Raw genomic sequence first — 25,485 nt, forward strand, 5'->3', positions numbered from 1 at the left:
GCGATTCCCGTCTACTTAAGAGCTGACTTTATCAGCCTTAAGTAGTGCTACGTTAAAATTGCTCCGAGAATCGTACATCGCCTTGATAGAATCCACGAATATCGTTGATACCGTAACGGAGCATGGCAATGCGTTCCTGACCGAGACCGAAGGCAAAGCCAGAGTACTTGGTTGAGTCAATGCCGCTCATTTCCAATACTTGTGGGTGGACCATGCCGGCACCGAGGATTTCAATCCAGCCTGTTTTCTTACATACGTTACAGCCGTCACCACCGCACTTGAAGCAGGAAACATCCACCTCAACAGAAGGCTCGGTGAATGGGAAGTATGATGGACGGAGGCGAATTTGACGCTCTTCACCAAACATTTTCTTGATGATCATTTCAAGCGTACCTTTGAGATCACCCATGGATACATTTTCACCGACAACCAAGCCTTCAATCTGGTGGAACTGGTGGCTGTGGGTCGCATCGTCCGTATCACGACGGAAAACACGGCCTGGCGAAATCATCTTCAAGGCACCTTTTGAGAAGTCATGCTGGTCCATGGTCCGTGCCTGAACAGGTGAGGTATGGGTCCGCATAAGGATTTCTTCGGTGATGTAGAAAGTGTCCTGCATATCACGTGCTGGGTGGTCTTTTGGCAAATTCATGCGCTCAAAGTTGTAGTAATCTTTTTCCACTTCAAATCCGTCAACGATTTGGAAGCCCATGCCCAAGAAAATATCTTCGATTTCTTCAGAAGTCTGAGTCAAGACATGGCGTTTTCCGACCTTAACCTGACGACCTGGCAAGGTCACATCAATGGTTTCTGAAGCTAATTGCTGTTGAATTTTTGCGGCTGCAACCTTCTGAGCGGTTTCTTCAAAGGCAGCAGTCAGCACATCACGGACTTCATTGACCTGCTTACCAACAATTGGTTTCATGTCGTTAGATAGGTCTTTCAAGCCTTTCAACAAGTCAGTCAAGGACCCTTTTTTACCCAAAACCGCAACACGCAGGTCTTGTAGTTCTTTTTCTCCTTGGTGCTGGATTTCTTTTAATTGTTCAAGTGTAGTTTGGCTTAATTCAGCCAACTGTTGTTCAATGTTTGACATAATTCCTCCAATAAAAAAACGCATGACACCACTCATATCGGAGCGTTGTCACGCGGTACCATCCGTTTTCATCTGCTAGGCAGACCTTAGTTCTAAGTCTTTGCGTGAGTGAATTCGACCAATTTTCACTGATTGAGCTTACAGTCACGGCTCAACTCCCTGGACAGTTTCCATAGGTGTACTAGTCTCACAGACTTCTATTCAATTAAGAATATTCTATCAAAAATAAGAAAGTTTGGCAAGAAATCTTCCTAGAAAACTCCCTCTATCTAGGATAGAAAGGAGTTTACATTTAGAACATGTACTTACAAGCGAAGCACTTTTAAATAAGAACTAGTTTTTCGCTCATAAAGATAGTATTTTGAAAAAACTAGCCTTAGATGAAAGTGCTAAACTGTTGATACAGGTTCTTATAGTTTTGCCTGCCATTTATTGGCCCAAACATTCTCATTTGGCACACCAAAGAATGCATCTTTTCCTTCTAATTTATCAAGTAAGGATTCGATAGTATTTTTATTGTGATGGTAGGCATTGATAGCAGTTTTGACCATGGTAACATCGTGAAGGTGAGTTGTATAGTTTAGTGAAACGAAAATGGTTGGAACTTCATGTACATACCAAGGAACTTCATTGGACATGGCCGTTTTCCACTGGATGCGGTAATTATTCTGCGCTCCATATCCAATGACATTGGCAACAGTCAAGGCTAAATCAACTTCTTCTCGGTATTGCAGCGTTTTACCTTTGATTCGAGTCGTACCATCATTGACAGTCACTTCATAACCACGCGCTTCCAAGGCAGCTTTAAGGTTATCAACCACTTCTGTACTTGCCGCCATAATCCCTTCTTTTTCACCTTCTAGGTAATACAATCGGATTCTGCGATGGGTTTCTGGACTGATTGGAAGATTTTTCTGTGTATCTTTCAACAGCGTAATTGCTTTATCTGCTGCTTCACGTTGCCAAGCCAAGTGTTCTTCACAGCCGATAATAGCCAATTCATCAGCTGATTTTAGTAAGGTTCCTTCTGCTTGCTTGATATGCAGATTGAGTTTGGCTTTCAGACCTAAAATGCGACGGAGAGCATCATGAAGGCGTTCGTCAGTAATCACTCCCTTGCGGTAGCCATTGAGCATAAATTCAAAATCTTCTTCTAAGTTATTGAAGAATAAGAACATATCGCAACCCGCAGCAATGGCTGCAGGTACGTAGTCTTCACGACGCATGGCTGCTGTCATCCCCAACATGTGGCTGGCATCTGTTATGACTAAGCCATTGAATTCCAGTTTTTCTTTCAATAAATCTTGAATCAATTCAGGAGCCAGTGTTGCGGGCAAAATGTCTTCATCCTTCAAAGTTGGATTGAGTCGTTGTTGGTAATATGGCAAGGCTATATGACCCGCCATAATCATCTCAACACCAGCTTCAATATGATGACGATAGACACGACCAAAACTATTGTCCCATTCTTCTGGAGAGAGCTCATTGACACCGAGGACTAGGTGCTGATCACGTTCTTCTGTACCATCTCCTGGGAAATGCTTGATACATTGAATAACATCTCTTTCAGCAGTCAATCCTTCTAGATAGGCGCTGGTATAGGCAATAACATCATCCGCATTTGTGCCGTAGGCTCTGGTATTGACGATGGTATTGCGCCAGTTCTGAACAATGTCCACGCAAGGATCAAAGTTGACATTTACACCTAATGCAGTCTCCTCGCGCGCAGATACGAGACCTGCTAGGTAGGGAATACGAGGATCCCGACTGGCTTCCGATTGAGCACCTGAGGAAATATAGGTTCCGCCTTTCACAGCTCCATCTCCACCTGAGTCACAGTTCGCTGCAACCAAGAGAGGTACTTTTGAATAGCTTTGCAACTCGTTAATCAGTCCTTGTACCTGTTCTGGACGGCCATTCATATAACGAGCACCACCTATGTGATATCGGTTCATCAATTCCTGATTACTCAGATTGTTTCCACTAAAGGCATCCCCTCCGAAGAAGAATAGATTAACAAACAATTGACCGATTTTTTCTTCATCAGTCAGATGAGCCAAGGTATTTTCTACCCAGGCAATCTGCTCATCATTCAAACAATAGGGTTTCTTCCGCAAATCAACCAATCTAGGCATTCTTTCCTCCTTATTTTCCGCGCCAAATACGTGTATCTAGTAAACCACAGTAGGCATCTACAGGCGATACTCCTGTAAAGTCTGACTCTCCTGCTAGTTTAGCAACCAAGGCTTCTAATGTGACAGGCAAGCCATCGTAGGCATTGATATAGGTTGCAACCTGTGGCATATCTGCAAGTGCAAATGGGTGCTGAACAGAGACAACAATGGTTGGAATTTCGTGAACATAGAAAGGCTGGTCTGGTGTTCCCTTGGCAGCTGGCCAAATAATCCGCTGAGTTGTTCCTCCTGAGTTGACATCAACTAAATTGATAATCAAATCATAGTTATCTGTGATTTCGGCAATTGGACGCTTGGAAGCATAGACATTTGCAATCGCTGCTGGTCTTTCTTCTTCTGGCAATTTGGCAATCCGTGCCTCCGTATTTTCCCAGATAGATACTTGGTGACCTCGAGCTTCTAATAGTTCTTTCAGCGTATCGGCTGCTCTCTTCTTGCCAGCATTGATCATGGCACCAAAACCACCCTTATAGCCATCTACTTCTACCAACAAAATACGTTTGTAGCGTTCTGAATTGACGGGGAAAATTCCTTCTTGTTTGGCTTTTACCAAGGTAATCGCCTTGTCAGCTACTTCTTTTGCAAGCTGTTTCGCCTCATCTCTACCAATCAAAGCCAGCGCTTCTTCTTTTGGCAACATGATTTCCTGATGACGACCTTCAAACTGATGCAGACCGAGTTTAGCTTTCAAGCCCAAGGTACGACGAAGGGCATCATGGAGACGTTCCTCAGAAAGCAGACCATTTTCCAATCCTTCTTTCATCCATTGCAAATCTTCTTCTGGATCATTGAAGAAAAGGAAAAGATCACATCCTGCCTCAATAGCTGTAGGCAATAGCTCACGACGCGGCATAGAGGCTGTCATACCGATCATGTGACTGGCATCCGTGACGATGGCACCATTGTAACCTAACTCTCCACGAAGCAATTCATCCAAGAGGGTTTTATTCAGCGAAGCTGGCAACATGTCATCCAATTCACGTTCGGGATGCATTTCTTTCTCAACATTTGGCAAATGAATGTGCCCCGCCATAATACCTGGGAGACCTGCGTCAGCCATCTCACCATAAATCCGTCCAAATGTTTCCATCCATTCAGATTTGGTCATGGGATTCGAAGCAAAAGAGAGATGATGGTCACGTTCATCAATACCATCGCCTGGGAAGTGCTTAGCAAACGGCACAATGCCATGCTCCATAATGCCACGCATGTATTCTTTGGATAATTCAATGACTTGGTCTACATTAGCTCCCCATGTTCGGTTTGCAATGATTGGATTGCGCCAATTACGGCTGAGGTCCATAATCGGTGCAAAGGAGGCATTGCAACCTACCGCAGCTGCTTCAAGTCCTGCAACTTTCCCCATTTCATAAGCATAGCGAGGTTCGGCTGTCGCAGCAATCTTGATTTCATCCCCAATTTTCGTTCCGTCCGTAACAGCGCCATTCCCACCAGATTCGGTATTGGCTGCAATCAAGAGAGGAATTTTAGACTTGGTCTGCAAAATATAGTTTTGCTCCCAAATATCTGCAGCAGGTCCAGGATTGTAACGAACAGCAGCAATCTTATAATCATTTAATACTCCAGTCAGATATTCTTCTGTCCGCTGGCTCCCCATGTTGACAAAGAGGTGACCGATTTTTTCATCCAAGGTCATCTGAGCAATGGTTTCTTCAATCCAAGAAATAGCCTCTTCATCAAGGCTGTAAGGTTTCTTCCGTAAATCTACTAAATGTGTCATGTTTGCCTCCAAAAAAGCTAGAGGGCATAGCGCCTCTAGCCCTTCTCTAGTCGTCTAAATTATTCCAAAATGCCTGTATCAATTCTGTTTCTTTCTCATCTGTGAATGCTTGATGAGCAAATTCATCTGCAATCGTTTCTGTCAAATCTGCCCAAGATTGCATCTCTCGTCCTACTAAAATAGGATAGAAATGGACACCGTTCAATTCCGCCGCCTTCAAATCACCAGGCGAGTCACCAATCATCATAATCTTATCAGGACAATACCCTTCCTCTATTAACAGTTTAATGACATCTTCTTTCTTGCCACGGTCTTGACAGTACAATTCTGTAACAAAGGCCATCAAACCCTGGTCTGTCCACTCTTCTTCTACTGCTTCCTTATTAGCAGAAGAAACCACGTAGACTTTTCCTAACTGGCTCAATTTTTCCAAGCCCTTGTGAACGCCGATGAAGGCTAAAACAGGACCGCTATAATGCTTAATGGCTTGATTGACTTGAGTGGACCATTTTAAGGCTAATTCCAAGTCTTTTGACGGCTGCTCCTCTATCAATCTTTCCAGAGAAGCATTTGACAAAGAATCTGTGGTCGCGACCCAATTTTTCAAGTTGTCTATACCAGTCACACCTGCAAATTCTAGGCCTTTAACTAAGCCAACAAAACGGTTAATGCCACGTTCTCGTGAGTAGAGATTAACTCGATTCCATTCAGCTAAAAATGGTTCTTTATCTTCAACACCAAAAACTTCCGCAGCCAAGGGGCCGAAAAAGCGTTTATGTTTGTAGGTCATGGTGTCCATGGCGCAGCCATCAGAGTCCACACAAAATACGTATTCCATCTTCATCATTAGACTCCTGAATAGGCTGAGAAGCCACCGTCAATCGGTAAAACAACACCGTTGACAAAACTTGCCAAATTCTCATCTGCCAAGAAGAAGACCCCTCCGACTAGCTCTTCCGCTTCACCAAACCGTCCCATTGGTGTATTGGTCAAAATCTTGTTGGCACGTGCGGTCGGTTGACCTGACTCGTCAAATAGCAAGCCACGGTTTTGGTTGGTAACCAAGAATCCAGGCGCAATTGCATTACAGCGGATGCCAACTTTTGAAAAATGGACTGCCAACCATTGGGTAAAATTACTAATAGCAGCCTTGGCACCTGAATAGGCTGGAATTTTTGTCAAAGGAGTAAAGGCATTCATGCTGGAAATATTGATAATATTTGCTCCCGAGCGACCAATCATATCCTGGGCAAAGACCTGTGTTGGCAATAAGGTTCCCAAATAGTTCAAATTGAAAACAAAGTTGATACCGGCCTCATCCAAGTCGAAGAAAGTTTTGGTCTCAGCTGGTAGTCCAATCTCATGGAATTCATTGTCCGTTGTCGCTTTGGGATTATTGCCTCCTGCACCATTGATTAATATATCTACAGGACCAAAATCTGCTAGGACTTGCTGGCGAACTTCTTCCAAATTTTCCTTAGAAAGAACGTTAGATTTATAGGCTTTCGCAACGCCTCCTGCTGCTGCAATCTCATCAACGAAGACCTGAGCCGCAGCCTCATTCAAGTCCAAAAGCGCAACCTTTGCACCTGCCTTAGCAAATTCTTTTGCCAAATAGCCACAAAGAACACCACCTGCTCCTGTAATAACAACAACCTTGTCCTTAAACTCAATAACACGTGTCATACTAGCTCTCCTTATTTCCGACTGTTTTTACTTTAATTCCAAAATCTGGTGTCTTACCCGCTGCTCGCATATTGGCTTCATAGAGACCGTTAAAGTAGGTTGCCCCAAGTGCACGGTCATACAGACCATAACCAGGTGTCTTGGTCTGGTCTCCCCAGATACGACGACCGTGGTCTGGACGTAAGGCTCCAGCCCAGTCATAGTCCACCAATAATTTAACAACAGCATTCATGTCAATGTCACCAGCCTGTGACAAATGTGCTGTTTCTTGGAAGCCCCAAGCACCTGCCGTCACATTGCGCGTATGCATAAAATTGATGCGATTGCGTTTGAGAGCGTATTCTGTCATGGCAAGGACATCATTTTTCGGATCAGAAGCATAGGATCCGACACACATGGTAATTCCATTGTACTCTGAATCATAGAGATTCAAAAATCGTTCAACGGCTTCTTGACCAGTAATAATACGTGGCAATCCGAAAATTCCATACGGAGGGTCATCAGGGTGAATGGCCATTTTGACGCCAGCCTTCTCAGCTGTTGGTAGAATTGCTTTGATAAAATACTCCAAATTCGCCCATAAATCTTCTTCGGAAATATTCTGACGATAATTTTCAATAATAGCCTTCATTTCTTCCTTGGAATAGGACGAATCCCAACCTGGTAAGTTCAAATCATCCGCCACAGGATCAACACCTGCTAAATCAGATTTAAGAAAAGCTAAAGAGGTTGAACCATCTGGAAGTGGATGGTGTAGATCTGAGCGTGTCCAGTCAAACACAGGCATGAAATTATAGCATACAACTGGAATACCTGCAGCCCCTACATTACGGATGGAAGTCTTATAGTTTTCGATTAAGGCATCACGATTTGGCTTCCCTTGTTTGATGTCTTCATGAACAGGAATGGATTCAATAACCGTAATTTCAAGTCCTGCCTCTTCTACCATTTTTTTCAGCTCTAGAAGGTTTTCAAGGGGCCAAGCTTGACCAACTGGCACATCATAGACAGCTGTCACAATTCCCTGCATACCAGGAATTGCCTTAATCTCTTCAAGTGTCACAGGATCCTTTTTCCCATACCATCGAAATGACATTTTCATGATTTACTCTCCTTTATTGTTCAAAAAATTCTTTGGCATTGTAATAGGATATGGCTTCTACAAGCTGGCCTAAACGATTGTAATCTTCAGGCACTTCTTCATCAACAATCCATTGGCCGACATAAGTCGCTAAAATGCGTCTGAAATAATCATGCCGTTGATAAGATAAAAAGCTACGCGAGTCTGTCAACATACCAACAAAATTAGCAAGCATACCCTGTTCTGCATAGGCATTCATCTGGTCAATCATGCCCAACTTGGTATCATTGAACCACCAACCAGCACCAAATTGTAGCTGACTACGAAGCCCTTCCTCATTGGACTGGAAATTCGCCAAAGTATTGGCTAGAGCAATGTTGTAACTTGGATTGAGATTGTACCAAATCATTTTTGGAAGGGCATTTTCCTTGACCAAGTTATCTAACAAACGATTCAAATTCACAGTCAGACATGTCTGGTCTCCAATTGAATCCACACCTACATCTGCTCCAAGTTTTTCAAACAGTCCGGTATGGTTGTTCCGTAAGGCACCAAAGTGAACTTGTGTCACAAAGCCATGTTTCTTGTACAATCGGCACAATTCTCTAAAGATGGCAGTCTGCCATTTATTGATACTGGATTGACCAGCCTCTTTACCTGCAAGTCTTGCTAGTAAAATATCATCAAGCTCTTCAAGGCTTGCTTCTTCGTATGAAATAGCCGTAAAACTGATGTCACTTGCTCGGCAACCGTGTTGAGCAAAATAGGAAACACGCTGACCAAGTGCCTCTACAAAACTTGCAAAATCTCTTACTGTTACCCCTGTTACTTCCTCCAAGCGTTTAATAAATGGATTGAAATTTCGATGTTCTATAAAGGCTTCATCTGGGCGGAAAGTCGGTGCCACTACAGTATCTATAGTTGAGTCCTCAGCCAAGCGCTTATGCCATTCCAAGCTATCAAGAGGATGGTCAGTTGTCCCAATAAAGGTCACCCTAGCATCCGCAATCAGCTTCCGTGGACTAACTTGATGTTCTTGCAAATAAGCATTGAGCTGCTGATAGAGTCGCTCTGCATTTTCTTCGGTCAACAATTCCTCAACACCGAAAACCTGTCGCAATTCCAAATGGCTCCAATGATAGAGAGGATTTCCGAAAGCCCGTTCCAAGGTCCTTGCCCAGGCTTTAAACTTATCTAGTTTACTTGCTGAACCTGTGATTTCTTCTTCTGAGATACCATTAGCCCGCATCAAGCGCCACTTATAATGGTCACCCCCCAGCCACAGATCAACAATATCTTCATAAACCTTATCTTCAAAAATTTCCTTCGGATCCAGATGACAATGGAAATCATAGATAGGAAGCTCTGCTATTTTCCCGTAAAGCTCCTTAGCAGGCTCGTTTTTTAGCATAAAGTTTTTGTCATTAAAACTCATTTCATCCCTCCAAAGCTGCAACAAAACTGCGAGCAATCGTCGTTACACTTTCATAGCCTTCAGCCTGCACTCGACTTGCCAGAGCCGAACCGACTCCAACAGCACAAGCACCTGCCTTTTTCCAATCTGCAACATTTTCAACCGATACGCCACCAGAAGGCATCAAATCCACTTGGGGCACTGGTCCGTGAATATCCTTGATAAATCCAGGCCCCAAGACACCACCAGGGAAAAGCTTGATAATAGGACATCCCGCCTGACTAGCTGTGACAATCTCTGTTGCAGTTGCACAGCCTGGGAAGTAGAATACCTCAGCCTCTTGCGCCAAGTCTTGAATTTCTTTATCAAAATGAGGACTAACCAGGAAACTAGCACCTGCATCAATGGCCGCTTGTGCCAGCTTAAGATTCATCACTGTTCCCGCCCCAATGACTACGGATGAATCATCTGAGAACTCCTCTTGTAATTCTTTGATAACTGTCGCTGCATTTGGAGTCGAAAATGTAATTTCAATATTTCGAATACCTCCCAAAATCGCATGGCGGGCGATTTCTTTCGCATCTTCTTCATCTTTTCCGCGAATCACTGCAAAAAAGTAATTTTCTTTTAATTGCTTTAACATCTTGACCTCCAATTAGAAAGCGTTGTCATTTATAGCTATAGTATACAATTCATCAGATGATTTGTCAATAAAAAAGCAAAAAATACCCAGAAGAATTCTTCTGGGCTGTCTATTTTTTATTTCTATTTATGATCGTTGAGACCATGCAAGGTCATATCTTTATCGAACCATTCGCTTAAAACAACCTGTCTTACTGAAATGATATGTGCTAACATGCTATCATATGCTGCAACAGGGTGACGTTGCTTGATAGCCATTAAGATGTTCCTGTGGGCCTGTAAACTATCCGATTTCATCTGACGATTTGAATAGTTTTCATTGATTAGATGAATAGATTGATTAATGACTGGCATGAGACTTGTCATAGCCAGATTCCCACTCATCTCAGCCAGCATACAGTGGAATTTCACATCCAACTCCAGATGCTTCGTGTCTCCAGCAGCAACGGCCTCTTCAATAGCAAGGACAATTTCTTCTAGTCGAGCAATGTCTTCGTCCGAAGCAAACTGAGCGACACGCTCCGCAATTCTCGGTTCAAGCAAATACCGCACTTCAAACAAATCTGTCGTCAACTTCACACGGTCTCTTACTAAAGAAAAACCTAGGGGATCCTCTGATACTCCTTTTTTAGAGCTGATATAGGTTCCCGACCCTTGGCGCACCTCCAGAATATTTCGAGTAGCCAAACTTCGCACAGCTTCACGAACAGTCGAACGTCCAACTTCTAAATCTTGGGCCAATTCATACTCATTTGGAAGCTTATCACCAACTTCATATCCTCTTTCCAAAATCAATTCCAATAAGCGCTCTGATGCTTTTTCTACCAAGGGTTTCGCCATGTGCTTGGTCCTCCAATACAACTTTCTATTTGCTACTATTATAGCTCATTTCCTCTTATAATGGTAGTTTGGAATGGCAGTCCAACGTTTCTTGATTTCTCTTACAATTTGCTTGGGTTGTCTATTTCTTGAGAATAATCCTTTGTGATTTCCTTGAATGCGAATGATACCGACTGTAGTTTCAAAATCAGCAAAATTCCATACCTGCTCACCCACTAAATTAGGAATAGAATCAAAGACGCGATGGTTCATATCGTAGTAATCCACCTGAAATTCCTCTGTATAAGGAATATCCCACATCGAATGCAAACCTGGAAGAGTATCTGCACCATATTCCGTAATCAAAATTGGCTTGTCAGGATAAAGTTTTTGCCAAGTCTCCAACTCTTGACGGAGCCCTTTCTCTGCCGCCTTCAAGTCACCATGAGCAACATACCAACCATAGTAACGATTGAGACAGGCAACATCGACCAAATCCATAACCTCATCCTTATCAGGCGTTGCTGTCATAATATTGACCAAGGTCACAGGACGCTTAGACGGATCTCTGTCCCTCATGCGCTGAATCAGAGGTTCAAAGTAAGCACGTGCTCCCTTTTCATGCCCTGCCGGTTCATTGGCAACAACCCACATCACTACAGAAGGATGATTCTTATCACGCGCTATCAATTCATCAATCACCAGCTCATGAGCCTCCTTGGTTTGCATAACTTCCCAAGTATTTTTTGCTTCTTCAGAATCATCTGTCAAATTCAAGGCTGCATTGAAAAGCTGGAATAGGCCAACTGCTGGCACTTCATCAAGGATGACAATTCCCAAACGATCTGCCAGCCGCATCATTTCCTCAGAATAGGGATAATGAGATGTCCTAAAGGAATTTGCTCCAATATCTTTAAGCAAATTCAAATCCATCAGATTAGCTGCTTCATTGAAACCTCGCCCATTGATGAAGGTATCTTCATGTTTACCAAATCCCTTGAAATAGAAAGGTTTTCCATTGATGAAAAACTGCCCATTTTCAACCGCAACACTACGAATACCGAATTGTTCTGAGTAGGTATCTAGCAAGTTTTCTCCGTCAAATAATTCAACTTTAGCAGTATAGAGATAGGCATCCAAGACCTCCCAAAGGCGTGGATGTTCAATGACCATTTGTCCATTTTCAAGAAGACCTACTTCCTGTCCCTCTTGATCTAAAATAGACATACGGATGGAATCGTACTGCCCAACCGTCTTCACATCAACATTCACTACCGCCTGAGTCAAATCTTGATTTAGCTCCGTCCGAATAACAATATCCTCAATCCTATTTTTTGGACGTTTATAGAGATGAACTGTCCGCTGGATACCAGCATAGTTGAAAAAGTCAAAATTTTCCTTGACGGTCTTCACAATTTGACCATTCTCATCCACCTCTTCACTATAATTCCCTACTGGAAGGGTTGTATAATTTAGTTCATTATTGGCACAAACCGTCAATCGGAATTGGTCAGCATCGTATAAGTTTGATGGAATCAAGCATTCAAAAGGGGTAAAACCGCCCTTGTGTTCCCCGATTAAATGACCATCTGCATAGACTTTGGCCTGATGTGTCACCGAACCAAAACACACAACCAACTCTTCATCATCAGCTACTACTGGAAGAGCTACCATCAGTTCATACCAATTATCTCCGACAAAACGACGTTTGTCCTTATCAACAACAAGATCATTAAAAGAACTTGGTACAACCATTACTTCATCTGTATCTAACAGAGTATGAGCATCATTTTGTCCTTGCTTAAATTTCCATATTCCATTTAAGGAATAGACTGAGCGAGTTTTTGTTTGAATTGGATACAACATACTTTTTCCTTCTTTCTATCGTTTTATTTCACGTGACCCTTTTTTCAATAACAAATCAATATCTGATTGACTGATGACATTAATGTCCCCTTCAATGGTATGTTTGAATTGAAAACTAGCCATCCCCAAGTCGACTATTTCCTGTGGCGTTTTTTCCTGCAAATAGCCCAAAATAATTCCTGCTGTAAAGGCATCCCCTGTCCCAACTCGGTCCAAAACTTGAATGGATTCTTTTTCCGTTTCATAAAGCATACCATCTTGATACAAGTATGCCTTCAACAAATATTCATTATTGTAGGTCATTTCCCTCTGGGTAAAAGCAAGACCCTGCAAAGAATAAGTCTCCGCCAGACCTTTAACCACCGCCAACAAGACTTCTTTATTTTTATAAGGGCGCTTCAGCCCCAATTCATCCTTCATATCTTTTCCAGATTCATTGAAGAGTTGAATAGGCTCTAGACCAAAGCAAATATCTGCTAAACCTACAAAAGGAGATAATTTCTCCCTCGCTTCTTCAAAAGAAGACCACAAACTTTCTCGATAATTCAAGTCAAAGGAAACCTTGACACCCTGCGCCTTTGCTATCTCCATTAAGCGAAAAGCTAGGCGATAAATATCTGGATTCAAAGCGACCGTTATACCACTGACATGAAACCAATCGACACCGTCAAACATACCTTCCAAATCATAATCTTCTTCCTTAGATAAGCTGAAAGCAGAATAATCACGGTCGTAGGTCACCTGGCTAGGTCTAAGAGAGAAACCCTTTTGATAATAATAAAGCCCCAGCCTTCCTTTTTTTCGAATCAGATGCTTCTGTCCAATCTGCCGTGCAAAGAGAAAGTGTTCTGCCATCTTTCCCACTTCATTTTCAGGAAGTGCCGTCACCAACTCAACTGAATGCCCCAGCTGAGCCAAGCTGGCTAAGACATTCAACTCCGAACCACCAAACTGACAATCTAAACTGGTAGCCTGTGTTAAAGTCTGATAATGAGGAGGAGATAGCCGCAACAAAACTTCTCCAAATGCTAAGATTTTTTTCATACCGCCTCCTAGATGAAAGACCCAGCTGGACTCCTCCAACTAGGTCGTTATTGTATTATTTATCGTCGTATTGGTCAACCTTATATTGAGTTACATCTACATAATCCATATCAGATAATGGAACATTTTTCGCAATTGCACGCACACGCTCCTCATCTTTTGCCGCTTTCATAACATGGATTTTCTCTTGAATACGTGCCATTTCTTCACGGTCTAGTTTGTAGAATTTCATCAAGAACAAGGATACACTCAATACCGCTGCTGGAATCACTGTCAATAGGACAATCAGTGCCATTCTCAAATCTGTTGAGAATGCTGTTTCAACGGTTGGGTACTCTTTACCAAAACCGATACCTGCTAATACAAATCCAACAACCATTGGGGCAAATGAAGAAGCAATTGAGTCTGTCAATGAGAAGATAGTCCCAATCATACCTGACAAGTAACGACCAGATACTGAAGTTTCATAGTCTGTAATATCCGCACCCATGGTCAATACCAAACCAGATGGAGCACTAGATGCGTAGCGAGCAACGATATAAACAACAAAGAAGCCGATTGTGTAGAGATTCCAATTTGTCAAATCCAACATACCTGGTTTAGCTGAAAAGAGCATCGCTGCCAAGATCACAAGACCAGCAATCCCAAGTTGAAGCGCTGTAATATAGGCAAAACGTAAACCTTTACGACGAGCCAATTGCGCAGCACCAACTGTTACAAGAATACCTGGCAAAATCAAAAGCATAGACATTTTTCCAGAAAGAGCATAGTCACCGAAGATAATACCATACAGCATAACCCCGATAACGGAATCTCCAAACAGTTGAGCAACAAATTTTACAAAAGCTGCAGAGATTGAAAGAACCTGCAAAGGTTTGTTTCCTTTGATAACTTTCCAGTAGTCTTTCAACTTAGTTTCTTGTGTCTTCTCACCAAGACCAAAGTATTTCTTATTGTCTTTCTCCCAAATACCGATAATAGCAAGAATACCCAGAACAGCTGAAATTACTACTACACCGAGGAACAATTCTTGGAAGAAACTTGGAGTGAAACCGCCATGTTTCGGAACCAATGTCCCTGACACAACAACCTGACTACCAGTCATCAACACAGTTGTCGCAATACCATCAACAATATTAAAGATTGGACGTTGCTTTGGATCATTGGTAAGCGCAACTTGTCCTGCTTTTGTGATTGTCTGTTGAAGTGAATATCCAATTTTATGGATAATCAAAACAAGGATGAATAGAGGAAGACGGAGACTCTCATTAACTCCACTTAAACCTAACATCATAAAAAGAGAAGCTGCTGTAATGATATTCCCCAAAACCAAGATAGGACGATATTTACCAAACTTAGTATCCGTTTTATCAATGATAACTCCGATTGTAGGATCAATGAAACCATCAAAGATACGAATATAGCCCATGAGTTGACTAACAAACAGGGCTGCAAGACCAAGCACACCTGTCGATAAATAAGTCACGAAAGTAAAAGCAACCAAGTAAATATTCGTCGATGAATTGTTCATCGCAAATAATATGATTTGCCATAACTTGGCTTTGTTATAAGTAACGTCTTCGACACGTTGCTCAACATGTTTTTCCATTGGAAATTCCTCCTAAATGTTTTCTACGACAAAGTCGTAAGCGTTTTCTTTAACTATATTCTAATATTCGTCAGATGATTTGTCAACTGTTTTTGTAAATATTTTTAATTATACGCAAAAAAAGACGATTTCACGTGAAAATCGTCTGATATATTTGATTTAGCGAGGAAGAATTCGTCTGACTATTTATTGATTTACTGCAATTTCCCCACTATGATAGTTGATACTGAGACCACTCTGCACATTTGGAACGAACACATTGAACTCTAGGCTACCATCTGCTGCTTTTGCCTCTAGATGACTTCCGACAGGAACAAGGTCTTCACTCTCAGCATACACCAAGGTCACACGATAGCGGACACGCTTATTTTTATCCAAGGCCCGCCGAATCTGACTTTCAAAATAATTCTGCCCAGTTGAAGTTTGGTCGTTAGCTTGGTTGGACCAAGCTGTTTGAACTGCAATATTCTTAGGATTGCTGGTTGAAGCATCGAAGCCAGACAATCCACCAATCAAAGCATAACCTAGGAGGTGACCACGGTCCACTGCATGGTCATATTCTCCAGTTAAATCATGGATCTGATGCCAACCCGCAGGTGTCCAAGAAGTCCGACCATTTCCTGTTTCTTCACGATCCTTATACTGACGTGTAGATTTAGCTAAAAGCGCATTGGCTACGGTTGGAACCGTCTCTCCCTGGACAGTTTTTGTCTTATTATCACCATAAGGAACACTGGCAACCGATGCATCTAAATCCGTTTGATTACCGTTAATAATAAATGCTCCAGCACCATTCCATTCAATCGAATTCCCCAGTTGCTTTTTTACATCTTCTGTCAATACCGAACTAGCCAGTTCCTGACTAGGTGTGCCTTCACTTGCCTTAGACTGATTGACATAATAGGAATAATCAGCAACGTTACTGCTCTTGTTATCACTTAAAAGATAACCCCCCGCTACTACAACAATCGTAGCCAATAAGCTGAGCAGACTCATTGCTTGTTTTTTTACATTTTTCTTCGCCATTTTCTCTCCATCAAAAAAGCAGGTCCAGCCTACTTTCCTGTAAATTTACCGATTAGTTCTTGCCACTTAGCTGGTGACAACACCGCAAATACATTGTCTCCATCTCCTATGACACCGTAACCAACCATTAATCCTAAAATAAACACCAAAATAGCAATCAACAAAACAACTGCTACTAAGATTAAATTTTTACCAACATAGCTAAGATTATCCTTATCCATTTTCATCTTCTCCACTCACACGTTCAATCGTTGCACCTAAAGCAGCTAATTTCTCATGAAAACGATAGTAACCTCGATCTAAGTGCGTTAATTTACCTACAATCGTCTCACCTTCAGCAACCAAACCAGCCAGAATCAAAGCGGCACTTGCTCGTAAATCAGTAGACATAACCTGAGCACCTTGCAGAGCAAGTCCTCCCGTGATGATAGCTGTATCTCGTAAAATTTCCGAATGCAAATCCATCCGACGCATTTCTTCCAAATGCTGGAAACGATTCTCAAATACCGTTTCAATCATGGTAGATTCACCCTTTGCAACTGCCATTAGAGCTGTAAATTGAGCTTGCATATCCGTTGGGAAGCCTGGGTGTGGCAAAGTTTTTACTGTTACAGGTTTAAGCTTATCCACTTGCGAACGAACTCGAATCCCTTCAGCTTCTTCCGTCACCTCAACTCCCATTTCCAACATCTTAGAAATGAGTGGACGGTTGTGCTCCCAGACAGCATCCTTGACCAAGACATCGCCACCAGTCATTGCCGCTGCCACCATAAAGGTACCCGCTTCGATACGATCTTGCACCACTTGATGTTCTGCGCCAGTCAATTCTTCTACACCAGTAATCGCAATCGTCTCTGTACCTGCCCCCTTAACTTTTGCCCCCATTTTGTTTATGAAAATAGCCAAGTCAACAATTTCAGGTTCTCGCGCAGCATTTTCCAATACCGTTGTACCCTGCGCCAGAGTTGCAGCCATCATCAAATTTTGCGTTGCCCCAACACTTGGGAAATCAAGATAGATATGAGCTCCCTGCAAGTTCTCTGCACTCGCTTCAATATAACCAGCGCGTTGTTTAATTTTAGCCCCCATAGCTTGCAAACCTTTTAAGTGCAAATCAATTGGACGACTACCAATTGTACAACCTCCTGGCATAGAAACCTTAGCATAACCATTGCGTGCCAAAATCGGACCAAGAATAACAATAGAGGCGCGCATTTGACTCACATACTTATAAGGAGTTTCGCTACCAAGTTTACCTGTTGCATCAATATCGATAGTCTTTGTTTCCTCGTCAAATTTCACACGAACTCCCAGACCACGTACAACATTATTCATTGTATAGACATCAGACAAAATAGGAACCTGAGTCAATTTGGTTTGCCCTTGACTTGCTAGAACTGTTGCTGCCAATAAAGGCAGAACGGCATTCTTCGCCCCCTCAATCTCAACCTGTCCCTTCAAACCGTTTTTACTACCTGTAACAATAATTGTATCCATTTCTTATCCTTTTCTTACTTAAATCACATATTTGCAAAAGAGCGTCCCACCATCAACAATTCTAAAAAGAAAGTCGAGACTAAGTACCCCAGTGCTATTGCCAGAAAGAGAATCAGCAAATTGATTTTACGCTGATTGTCCCCAGTCACCTTCAACCACCGCGACCAATCAACTGTTGTAACCAAGAGATGATGAGCCAAATAGATAAACAATATATGACTAAAAAACTGTAAAATTGAAATTACCATGTTTCCATTATACCATGAAATTAAAAAATGGAACTGAACCAAGTTCAATCCCATATAGATTAATGTTTCCCAACACGAATACGATTTATCGCACGTTGGAGGGCGACTGTTGCACGCATCTCCATATCAATATTACGAGCAGTCTGTGCTTCTTCCAATTCACGTTCTGCGCGTAATTTCGCACGTTCTGCACGACTAATATCAATATCCCGTTCCCGCTCAGCGGAATCAGAAATGACCGTAATAATATCCTTGTTGACTTCAATGATTCCACCATTGACCGCAATCCAGTCTACATGGTTTTCATCATCAACACGACGCACTTTCATTTCACCGATTTCCAAAACTGCAATCAGTTCTTCATGTCCAGAATAGACACCCATCTCACCATCAACCGTTTTGACCAAAACAAATGCTGCATGATGGTCATATTTGATACCGTCTGGTGTTACGATTTGTACAGTCATTTGTCCCATAAGCCACCTCTAGAATTTCATTTTAGCAGCTTTAGCGACCACATCCTCAATTGAACCAACATTTCGGAAGGCATCTTCTGGTAGATGGTCGTGTTTGCCGTCCAAGATTTCCTTAAAGCCTTTCACCGTTTCAGCTACTGGCACATAAGAACCTGGCATACCTGTAAATTGCTCCGCAACGTTGAAGTTTTGAGAGAGGAAGAATTGGATACGACGAGCGCGACCAACCAAGGTCTTCTCTTCATCTGACAATTCATCCATACCGAGAATGGCAATAATATCTTGCAATTCTTGGTAACGTTGAAGGACACGTTTTACTTCCATAGCTACTGCATAGTGCTCTTCACCAACAATTTGTGGAGCAAGTGCACGTGATGACGAAGCCAATGGATCCACCGCAGGGTAGATACCCAGCTGAGTCAACTTACGCTCCAAGTTAGTTGTTGAATCCAAGTGAGCGAAGGCTGTCGCTGGAGCTGGGTCTGTATAGTCATCGGCAGGTACGTAAATAGCCTGAATAGATGTAACAGAACCCTTCTTGGTTGAGGTAATACGCTCCTGCAATTGTCCCATCTCAGTTGCAAGCGTCGGCTGATAACCAACGGCTGACGGCATACGACCCAAGAGGGCTGATACTTCTGAACCAGCCTGCGTGAAACGGAAGATATTATCGATGAACAGAAGAACATCCTGCCCTTCCACATCACGGAAGTATTCCGCAATGGTCAAACCAGTAAGAGCAACACGCATACGAGCTCCTGGTGGCTCATTCATCTGACCAAATACCATAGCCGTTTTTTCAATAACACCTGATTCTTTCATTTCCCAGTAAAGATCGTTCCCTTCACGGGTACGCTCGCCAACTCCGGTAAATACAGAGATACCACCGTGTTCTTGGGCAATATTGTGAATCAATTCTTGGATAAGGACGGTTTTACCAACACCGGCACCACCGAAGAGACCAACCTTACCACCTTTTAGATAAGGTGCTAGAAGGTCGATAACCTTAATCCCTGTTTCCAAAATTTCGCTTGAAGTAGATAATTCGTCAAAAGCCGGCGCTTTCTTATGGATAGGCTCACGTTCAAAATCTGCCGGAAAAGACTCTTCAAGGTCAATGGTATCTCCCAACACATTGAAGACACGACCCAGCGTTTCTTTACCGACTGGAACAGAGATGGGACGACCTGTATCGAGAACTTCCATCCCACGTGTCAATCCATCCGTTGATTCCATGGCAATGGTCCGTACAACGCCATCACCAAGTTCCAAAGCCACTTCAAGCACGACTTTTTGTTTGGAATCATCATTTTTATATACAACGAGTGCGTTGTTAATCTCAGGAAGTTTATCTTCTGCTGCAAACGCAACGTCTACAACTGGTCCGACAACCTGAGTAATTTTGCCTGAACTCATTCTATTTCCTCTATTTCTATTACTCAAGGGCTGAGGCACCAGCTACAATCTCAGTAATTTCCTGAGTGATAGCTGCCTGACGAGCCCTATTGTATTGGATTGTCAAATCGTTAATGACATTCTTAGCATTATCCGTCGCTGTCTGCATGGCTGTCATACCTGCTGCATTTTCAGCAGTTTTGGCATCCAAAATCGCTCCATAAATAGTTGATTCTGCATATTGAGTCAAGAGTTGTTCCAAAATAACCTCACGGTTTGGTTCCAACTCAAAGGTAGCTGTATAACCATCTGCTTCATTGTGGTCCAAATCTTCTACAGGAAGCATCTGTTGTACACGCACCTGACTGGTCAAACTATTGACATGGTGGTTATAACAAACATACAACTCATCAAAGAGTTCATTCTTGTACATCTCAACAGACTTAGAAATGATTTTTTGAACCTCTTCAAAACTTGGATTGTCTGCTAAACCACGCAATTCAAAGACAGGATTGATACCACGGGCACGGAAGAAATCAGCTCCCATACTACCAATGGCAATAATCTCATACTCGTCTTTCGACTCATGATCCTGTTCAATCATCCCCATCACAGCCTTCAAAATACTGGAATTATAAGAACCTTTTAGTCCACTGTCAGAGGTAATGACAATATAACCAGATTTTTGAACTGGACGACGAATCAGCATTGGATTGCTTGTATCTGAAGCCATCAATTCTCCACGCAAGAGGTCCGTTGTAATCTGACGAACCTTACTAGCGTAGATTTGAAAGGATTGCGCTAATTGCTCTGATTTGGCTAGTTTAGAAGCCGAAACCATCTGCATGGCACCGGTGATTTGACTGGTTTTCTTAGTAGATGCAATTTTTGACTTGATTTCATTGAGAGAACCTGCCATTATTCACTCCTTTACTTAAAGACAGACTGGTCTTTGAAAGCTTGGATAGCAGCATTCAATTCATCTGTATCAGGAAGATCTTTTGTTGTACGAATAACATCCAAAAGACCATCGTAGTGCAAATCAAAATATGCGTATAGTTCTTCTTCAAATGCCAAAATATCATCAATTGGCACTGAATCCAAGAAGCCATTTGTCAAAGCATACAAAATCAAAACCTGTTTTTCAACTGGAAGCGGCTTATGCAATGGTTGTTTCAACACTTCCACAGTCCGACGACCACGATTGAGTTTGGCCTGAGTAGCCGCATCCAAATCCGAACCAAATTGAGTAAAGGCTTCTAATTCACGATAAGAAGCTAAGTCGATACGAAGGGTACCTGCAACCTTTTTCATGGCCTTAATCTGTGCAGAGCCACCTACACGTGATACAGAAGAACCCGCATCAATGGCTGGACGGATACCAGAGTTGAATAAATCGTCCTTCAAGAAGATTTGTCCATCCGTGATTGAAATCACGTTGGTCGCGATGTAAGCTGAAATATCTCCCGCTTGTGTTTCGATAAATGGTAGAGCTGTAATGGAGCCACCGCCCAATTCATCTGAAACCTTTGCTGAACGCTCTAGCAAACGACTGTGCAAGTAGAATACATCCCCTGGATAGGCTTCACGACCCGGAGGACGACGAAGCAAGAGAGATAATTCACGGTAAGCTACCGCTTGTTTTGACAAATCATCGTAAACAATCAAGACGTGTTTGCCTTCATACATGAACTCTTCTGCCATCGCAACACCAGCATAAGGAGCCAAGAAAAGCAATGGAGACGGTTGTGAAGCAGATGCAGTTACTACAATTGTGTAATCCAAAGCACCATATTGACGAAGGGTTTCAACCTGAGTACGAACAGTTGACTCTTTCTGACCAATAGCCACATAGATACAAATCATGTCTTGGCCTTTTTGGTTGAGAATAGCATCAATAGCTACAGATGTCTTCCCTGTCTGACGGTCACCGATAATCAATTCACGCTGACCACGACCAATCGGAACCAAAGCGTCAATAGCCTTAAGACCAGTTTGAAGCGGTTCATTAACCGACTTACGTTGCATAACACCTGGTGCTGGATATTCAATCGGACGAGTCTTACTAGTACGAATCTCACCAAGACCATCCACAGGTTGACCAAGTGGGTTGATGACACGACCAATCAAAGCCGAACCAACTGGTACTTCCATAATTTTACCAGTACGACGAACAACTGACCCTTCACGAATATCGGTAAATTGTCCGAGAATGATAATACCAACATCGTTGGTTTCTAAGTTTTGTGCCATACCAATGGTGCCATTTTCAAATACCAAAAGCTCTCCACTCATGGCATTGTCAAGACCTTGCGCACGGGCGATACCGTCACCGATATAGGTTACGACACCAGTCTCTGTGTAGTCAAAGTCAGGCTGAAAGCCTTCAATTTGTTGTTTTAGTAAAGCGCTAATTTCTTGTGCATTAATCAAAAGAACACCACTTTCTATTTTCTAAAGTTTTTTTCTAACGTCCTTCAACTGTGTCCGAACGCTTGCATCGATTACCTTATGGTTAACCGTTACAATAAAACCACCGAGGAGACTTTGATCAAGTTCTTCCGTGATATTGCGTACACGCAAGGAAAATCGTTGTTCTACCAAGTGACGGAGACGCTCTTTTTGAGCTTCTGTCAACGGATAGACTGAAACCACACGGGCTTCAAATTCATTTTTAAATTTACTGATTTGTAATTGGACACGCTCAAGGGTTTCAAGAAGCAAGTCTGCATGACCATCACGAATAACATCTTCAATCAAGTCATTGATTTGCCAGAAACTAGATTGACGTACCGTCCTTACAAAGTCAGCCTTTTCTTCTCTCGATACTGTCGCTGACAGCAAGATTCGATTCAGCTTACTATCATGAATGATGGAAATCAAGTCAGAAATCTGGTCATACATATCCCAAATATCTGCATGATCACTGACTTTTTCAACAAATGATAGAGCATATTTTTGCACGATGGCATTTTCTCTAGCGTTCATCTACTTGTCTCCTAGTTTGTCCAAATAACGGTCAATCAAGTTACTATGAGCTTGTTGGTCCAAATCTTCCAAAATAATTTTGCTTGCAAGATCAACTGCCAATTCAGCAACTTGAACACGCAAGTTTTCTTGTGCTTCACGTTTTTCAGCTTCAATTTCCAATTGAGCTTTTTGCTTCAATCCTTGAATTTCAACATCTGCTTGCTCAAGAATACGTTTTTTCTCTAGTTTTGCGCGTTCAACCGCGTCTTGAATAATCTTTTGACTTTCAATACGTCCCTGTACCAACTCATCTTCACGTTGTTGAACAAGGTTTGCTGCTGCTGTTAATTTTTCTTCTGCAGCATCAATATCGTTCGCAATCTTATTGGCACGTTCTTCAAAAATACCTGTAATTTTATCCCATGCAAAAACACGAATAAGAATAATAAGTACTGCAAATGAGGCTGTTACCAAGATAAAGTTTCCAAGAATGGTACTAGATTGCATTGTAATAGTTGTTGCCATAGTTGTCTTTCCCTTTCCTATTCACTCTCACTACTGATTTTTTTATTTAAGTACATAGATACCAACATGATAAATACATATCCCTGCAAGCATGAAATGAATACAGAAAATGCTGTCCAAACAACGTTCAGAGCAAAGGCAATTGGATATGCAAGTGCACTTTGTTGAGATAATTGTAGAAGAAGAGAGACAAGCACTTCACCAGCATAAATGTTACCGTACAGACGAAGAGCAAGCGACACAAGGTTGGTCACTTCTTCCAAAATGTTCATTGGAGCCATAGCCCAGGGTGTCACAAAAGATTTGAGGTATGCCTTAAAACCGCGACGACGAATACCCTCAACATGACAAAATACTGTTGCAATTGTTGCCAAACCGAAATCGTAAGCCATATTGGCCGTTGGAGAAGTCCACAAATTATGTCCTTCCGCTGTTTCCAATTTGGTCATCAAACCTAGATTATTGGCAACCAAAAGAAAAGTAAAGACTGTAAAGAAGAACAAGGAATACCGCTTTGCTTCCGCATCGCCAAGATTCCCTTTTGTAAAATTGATGGTCAATTCGTAAACGTACTCCAAAACATTCTGTTTTCCTTTTGGCTTGAGCTCCATCCGACGACTAGCCCAAAAAACAAGTAAGAAAATAATGGAAATGGTAATGACAGAAACCAATACCATGGTCAGGTCAAAGGTTACGGGACCAAGGGTAAGGGTTGGACTTAAATGTTCTTCCAATGGAGGTTCCCCCCTTTTCTATTTCTCTATTTTCTACTATTTCAAGACAAATGTCATAGCCAAGGTTACGAAGAAAGTTCCCTCGATAAAGGCAACACCCAAAAATACACCAGCCATCAATTTACTTTGCATTTCTGGTTGACGTGCAGTCGAACTAAGGTATGAAGCCACCAACAGTCCCTCACCGATACTTACACCAAGACAGGCCAATCCAAGGGCCAATGCGCCTAAACTCATAACGAATTCTCCTTTTAAAATTTAATACCATGTAAGGATACTCCTAAAACATCTATTTGTCAAGAAAATACCGCCATTGTAAGCGTTTAATTCGTTTTTGTAAAATAAAAAGAAAAGAGTATTTCATCTTTTCTTCCTATTTAATAGCTTCATCAATATGGTCTGTTTCTTCAATGAATCGTTTGGCCATATCTTCTCGATTCATCTGATCAGTATCAAGAGTGATTGCATGGTCAGAAACCAGATCTGTATCTGCGAAAAACTCTATATGGTTTGATAGGTTGTACAGACGTACAGGGGCTTCCCCACCAAACTCTCCATCTAGATTGAGCAGTAGACGGTTATCTGGGTTCAGATTTTCGATGGATAGGCTCTTGGTTTTTATGTATTCAACTAAATCACTCTCAATGTGTTTGCCACCGTCTAAGACTTGACGAATCAGATGCAGAATTTCAAATAAATTCCCTGTTTTAACCATCAATAAGGTAAAATTACCATCATCTAACTTAGCATCTGGAACGATCTGTTCAAAACCTCCAATTGAATTGGTTAAGGCAACAAAAATCATTGAAACCGAGCCTTCAAATACTCCCTCGTCATGCTCTACATGAACAGGTGTAAATTGTACTTGTGGTAGGAGTTCTGCTCCTTTTACTACATAGGCCAAATAGCCAAACATGGTCTTAAGTTGACTGGGAACACTGTAGGTCAACTCCGTAAGTGTACCTGCCGCAGCAATATTGATAAAATAATGTTCTTGATGAAAACCATTTTTTTGATTTTTGGCTAAACCAATATCCATTAAAATGGTCTGCTGCTTACCGATAACCTTAGCTGCTTCTACAGGATTTCCCCTAGGCACTTTTAAGGCACGCGCATAGTCATTGGTGGTGCCAGTCGGTATGATGGCCATCTGCGGACGTTTTTCAAGCGGAGCAATTCCATTGACGACTTCGTTGATTGTTCCATCTCCACCAGCCGCGATAATCAAGTCAAAGCCTGCAAGCGCCGCACGTGTAGCTTCATTCTTTGCAGAGTCTTTCTCAGCAGTTGTTTGGAAAGCTGAAGTCTCATAACCGTAGCCTTCCAAAATTTCCAATACTTCGGCCACATTTTTCTTCATGATTTCTTGACCTGAGGTCGGATTATATATTAGTCTAGCACGTTTTCTTTCTACCATCGTT

25 protein-coding genes are annotated in these 25,485 nt (G+C 42.1%); all 25 read right to left on the bottom strand.

The window, feature by feature from the left end; genetic code table 11:
• Positions 1 to 52: 52 nt before the first annotated feature.
• The gene (gene pheS, locus ODU41_RS06315) at positions 53 to 1,096 is read right to left on the bottom strand and encodes a phenylalanine--tRNA ligase subunit alpha (protein WP_024400731.1); all 1,044 of its coding nucleotides are present in this window, start codon (positions 1,094 to 1,096) and stop codon (positions 53 to 55) included.
• A 410-nt stretch (positions 1,097 to 1,506) separates the two neighbouring features.
• Positions 1,507 to 3,231, bottom strand: a complete 1,725-nt coding sequence (locus tag ODU41_RS06320; protein ID WP_398578780.1) for a glycoside hydrolase family 3 protein — start codon at positions 3,229 to 3,231, stop codon at positions 1,507 to 1,509.
• Positions 3,232 to 3,241: 10 nt separating this feature from the next.
• The gene (locus tag ODU41_RS06325) at positions 3,242 to 5,032 is read right to left on the bottom strand and encodes a glycoside hydrolase family 3 protein (RefSeq protein ID WP_398578781.1); all 1,791 of its coding nucleotides are present in this window, start codon (positions 5,030 to 5,032) and stop codon (positions 3,242 to 3,244) included.
• 46 nt (positions 5,033 to 5,078) lie between these two features.
• Entirely contained in the window at positions 5,079 to 5,879 is an 801-nt protein-coding gene (locus tag ODU41_RS06330) for an HAD family hydrolase (protein WP_398578782.1), read from the bottom strand.
• Positions 5,879 to 6,718, bottom strand: a complete 840-nt coding sequence (locus ODU41_RS06335) for an SDR family oxidoreductase (protein ID WP_023369921.1) — start codon at positions 6,716 to 6,718, stop codon at positions 5,879 to 5,881. Before ODU41_RS06335 ends, ODU41_RS06330 begins: the two co-directional genes overlap by 1 nt.
• A 1-nt stretch (position 6,719) precedes the next feature.
• Positions 6,720 to 7,820, bottom strand: coding sequence for a mannonate dehydratase (locus ODU41_RS06340; RefSeq protein ID WP_398578783.1), 1,101 nt, complete (start codon positions 7,818 to 7,820; stop codon positions 6,720 to 6,722).
• A 13-nt stretch (positions 7,821 to 7,833) separates the two neighbouring features.
• The gene (gene uxaC, locus ODU41_RS06345; RefSeq protein ID WP_398578784.1) at positions 7,834 to 9,234 is read right to left on the bottom strand and encodes a glucuronate isomerase; all 1,401 of its coding nucleotides are present in this window, start codon (positions 9,232 to 9,234) and stop codon (positions 7,834 to 7,836) included.
• A gap of 1 nt (position 9,235) precedes the next feature.
• Positions 9,236 to 9,856 carry a bifunctional 4-hydroxy-2-oxoglutarate aldolase/2-dehydro-3-deoxy-phosphogluconate aldolase gene (locus ODU41_RS06350; protein WP_023369915.1) on the bottom strand — a complete coding sequence of 207 codons (621 nt, stop codon included), beginning with the start codon at positions 9,854 to 9,856 and terminating at the stop codon, positions 9,236 to 9,238.
• Positions 9,857 to 9,978: 122 nt separating this feature from the next.
• The gene (locus ODU41_RS06355; protein ID WP_002938037.1) at positions 9,979 to 10,695 is read right to left on the bottom strand and encodes a FadR/GntR family transcriptional regulator; all 717 of its coding nucleotides are present in this window, start codon (positions 10,693 to 10,695) and stop codon (positions 9,979 to 9,981) included.
• A gap of 45 nt (positions 10,696 to 10,740) precedes the next feature.
• A complete protein-coding gene (gene uidA, locus ODU41_RS06360; protein WP_398578785.1) occupies positions 10,741 to 12,540 on the bottom strand; it encodes a beta-glucuronidase in 1,800 nt (599 codons plus the stop codon).
• A 15-nt stretch (positions 12,541 to 12,555) separates the two neighbouring features.
• A complete protein-coding gene (locus ODU41_RS06365; protein ID WP_398578786.1) occupies positions 12,556 to 13,584 on the bottom strand; it encodes a PfkB family carbohydrate kinase in 1,029 nt (342 codons plus the stop codon).
• 55 nt (positions 13,585 to 13,639) lie between these two features.
• Positions 13,640 to 15,193, bottom strand: coding sequence for an MFS transporter (locus tag ODU41_RS06370; RefSeq protein WP_013730405.1), 1,554 nt, complete (start codon positions 15,191 to 15,193; stop codon positions 13,640 to 13,642).
• A 186-nt stretch (positions 15,194 to 15,379) separates the two neighbouring features.
• Entirely contained in the window at positions 15,380 to 16,219 is an 840-nt protein-coding gene (locus ODU41_RS06375) for a DNA/RNA non-specific endonuclease (protein WP_023369907.1), read from the bottom strand.
• Positions 16,220 to 16,248: 29 nt separating this feature from the next.
• Positions 16,249 to 16,440: a DNA-directed RNA polymerase subunit beta gene (locus tag ODU41_RS06380; protein WP_012775177.1), complete on the bottom strand. Its 192-nt coding sequence runs from the start codon at positions 16,438 to 16,440 to the stop codon at positions 16,249 to 16,251.
• Positions 16,433 to 17,716, bottom strand: a complete 1,284-nt coding sequence (murA, locus tag ODU41_RS06385) for a UDP-N-acetylglucosamine 1-carboxyvinyltransferase (protein WP_398578787.1) — start codon at positions 17,714 to 17,716, stop codon at positions 16,433 to 16,435. Before murA ends, ODU41_RS06380 begins: the two co-directional genes overlap by 8 nt.
• 23 nt (positions 17,717 to 17,739) lie before the next feature.
• Positions 17,740 to 18,018: a DUF1146 family protein gene (locus ODU41_RS06390; RefSeq protein WP_009910026.1), complete on the bottom strand. Its 279-nt coding sequence runs from the start codon at positions 18,016 to 18,018 to the stop codon at positions 17,740 to 17,742.
• Between the two features lie 5 nt (positions 18,019 to 18,023).
• Entirely contained in the window at positions 18,024 to 18,440 is a 417-nt protein-coding gene (locus ODU41_RS06395; protein ID WP_002936007.1) for a F0F1 ATP synthase subunit epsilon, read from the bottom strand.
• A 9-nt stretch (positions 18,441 to 18,449) separates the two neighbouring features.
• Positions 18,450 to 19,856, bottom strand: a complete 1,407-nt coding sequence (gene atpD, locus ODU41_RS06400) for a F0F1 ATP synthase subunit beta (protein ID WP_002936008.1) — start codon at positions 19,854 to 19,856, stop codon at positions 18,450 to 18,452.
• A gap of 19 nt (positions 19,857 to 19,875) precedes the next feature.
• Entirely contained in the window at positions 19,876 to 20,754 is an 879-nt protein-coding gene (locus ODU41_RS06405) for a F0F1 ATP synthase subunit gamma (RefSeq protein ID WP_002939795.1), read from the bottom strand.
• 11 nt (positions 20,755 to 20,765) lie between these two features.
• Positions 20,766 to 22,286 (bottom strand): F0F1 ATP synthase subunit alpha, encoded by a 1,521-nt coding sequence (gene atpA / locus ODU41_RS06410; RefSeq protein WP_032497571.1) that lies wholly within the window; start codon positions 22,284 to 22,286, stop codon positions 20,766 to 20,768.
• Between the two features lie 3 nt (positions 22,287 to 22,289).
• Entirely contained in the window at positions 22,290 to 22,823 is a 534-nt protein-coding gene (locus ODU41_RS06415; RefSeq protein ID WP_002936016.1) for a F0F1 ATP synthase subunit delta, read from the bottom strand.
• Positions 22,824 to 23,330 carry a F0F1 ATP synthase subunit B gene (atpF, locus tag ODU41_RS06420; protein WP_002936017.1) on the bottom strand — a complete coding sequence of 169 codons (507 nt, stop codon included), beginning with the start codon at positions 23,328 to 23,330 and terminating at the stop codon, positions 22,824 to 22,826.
• Between the two features lie 17 nt (positions 23,331 to 23,347).
• Positions 23,348 to 24,064 carry a F0F1 ATP synthase subunit A gene (gene atpB / locus ODU41_RS06425; protein WP_002936020.1) on the bottom strand — a complete coding sequence of 239 codons (717 nt, stop codon included), beginning with the start codon at positions 24,062 to 24,064 and terminating at the stop codon, positions 23,348 to 23,350.
• 36 nt (positions 24,065 to 24,100) lie between these two features.
• Positions 24,101 to 24,301, bottom strand: a complete 201-nt coding sequence (locus ODU41_RS06430) for a F0F1 ATP synthase subunit C (RefSeq protein ID WP_002936021.1) — start codon at positions 24,299 to 24,301, stop codon at positions 24,101 to 24,103.
• Positions 24,302 to 24,437: 136 nt separating this feature from the next.
• Positions 24,438 to 25,481 carry a diacylglycerol kinase family lipid kinase gene (locus ODU41_RS06435; RefSeq protein WP_398578788.1) on the bottom strand — a complete coding sequence of 348 codons (1,044 nt, stop codon included), beginning with the start codon at positions 25,479 to 25,481 and terminating at the stop codon, positions 24,438 to 24,440.
• Positions 25,482 to 25,485: the final 4 nt, after the last annotated feature.

This window comes from Streptococcus sp. 2022WUSS083 (genome assembly GCF_044427155.1).
GTDB classification, from domain to species: domain Bacteria; phylum Bacillota; class Bacilli; order Lactobacillales; family Streptococcaceae; genus Streptococcus; species Streptococcus hashimotonensis.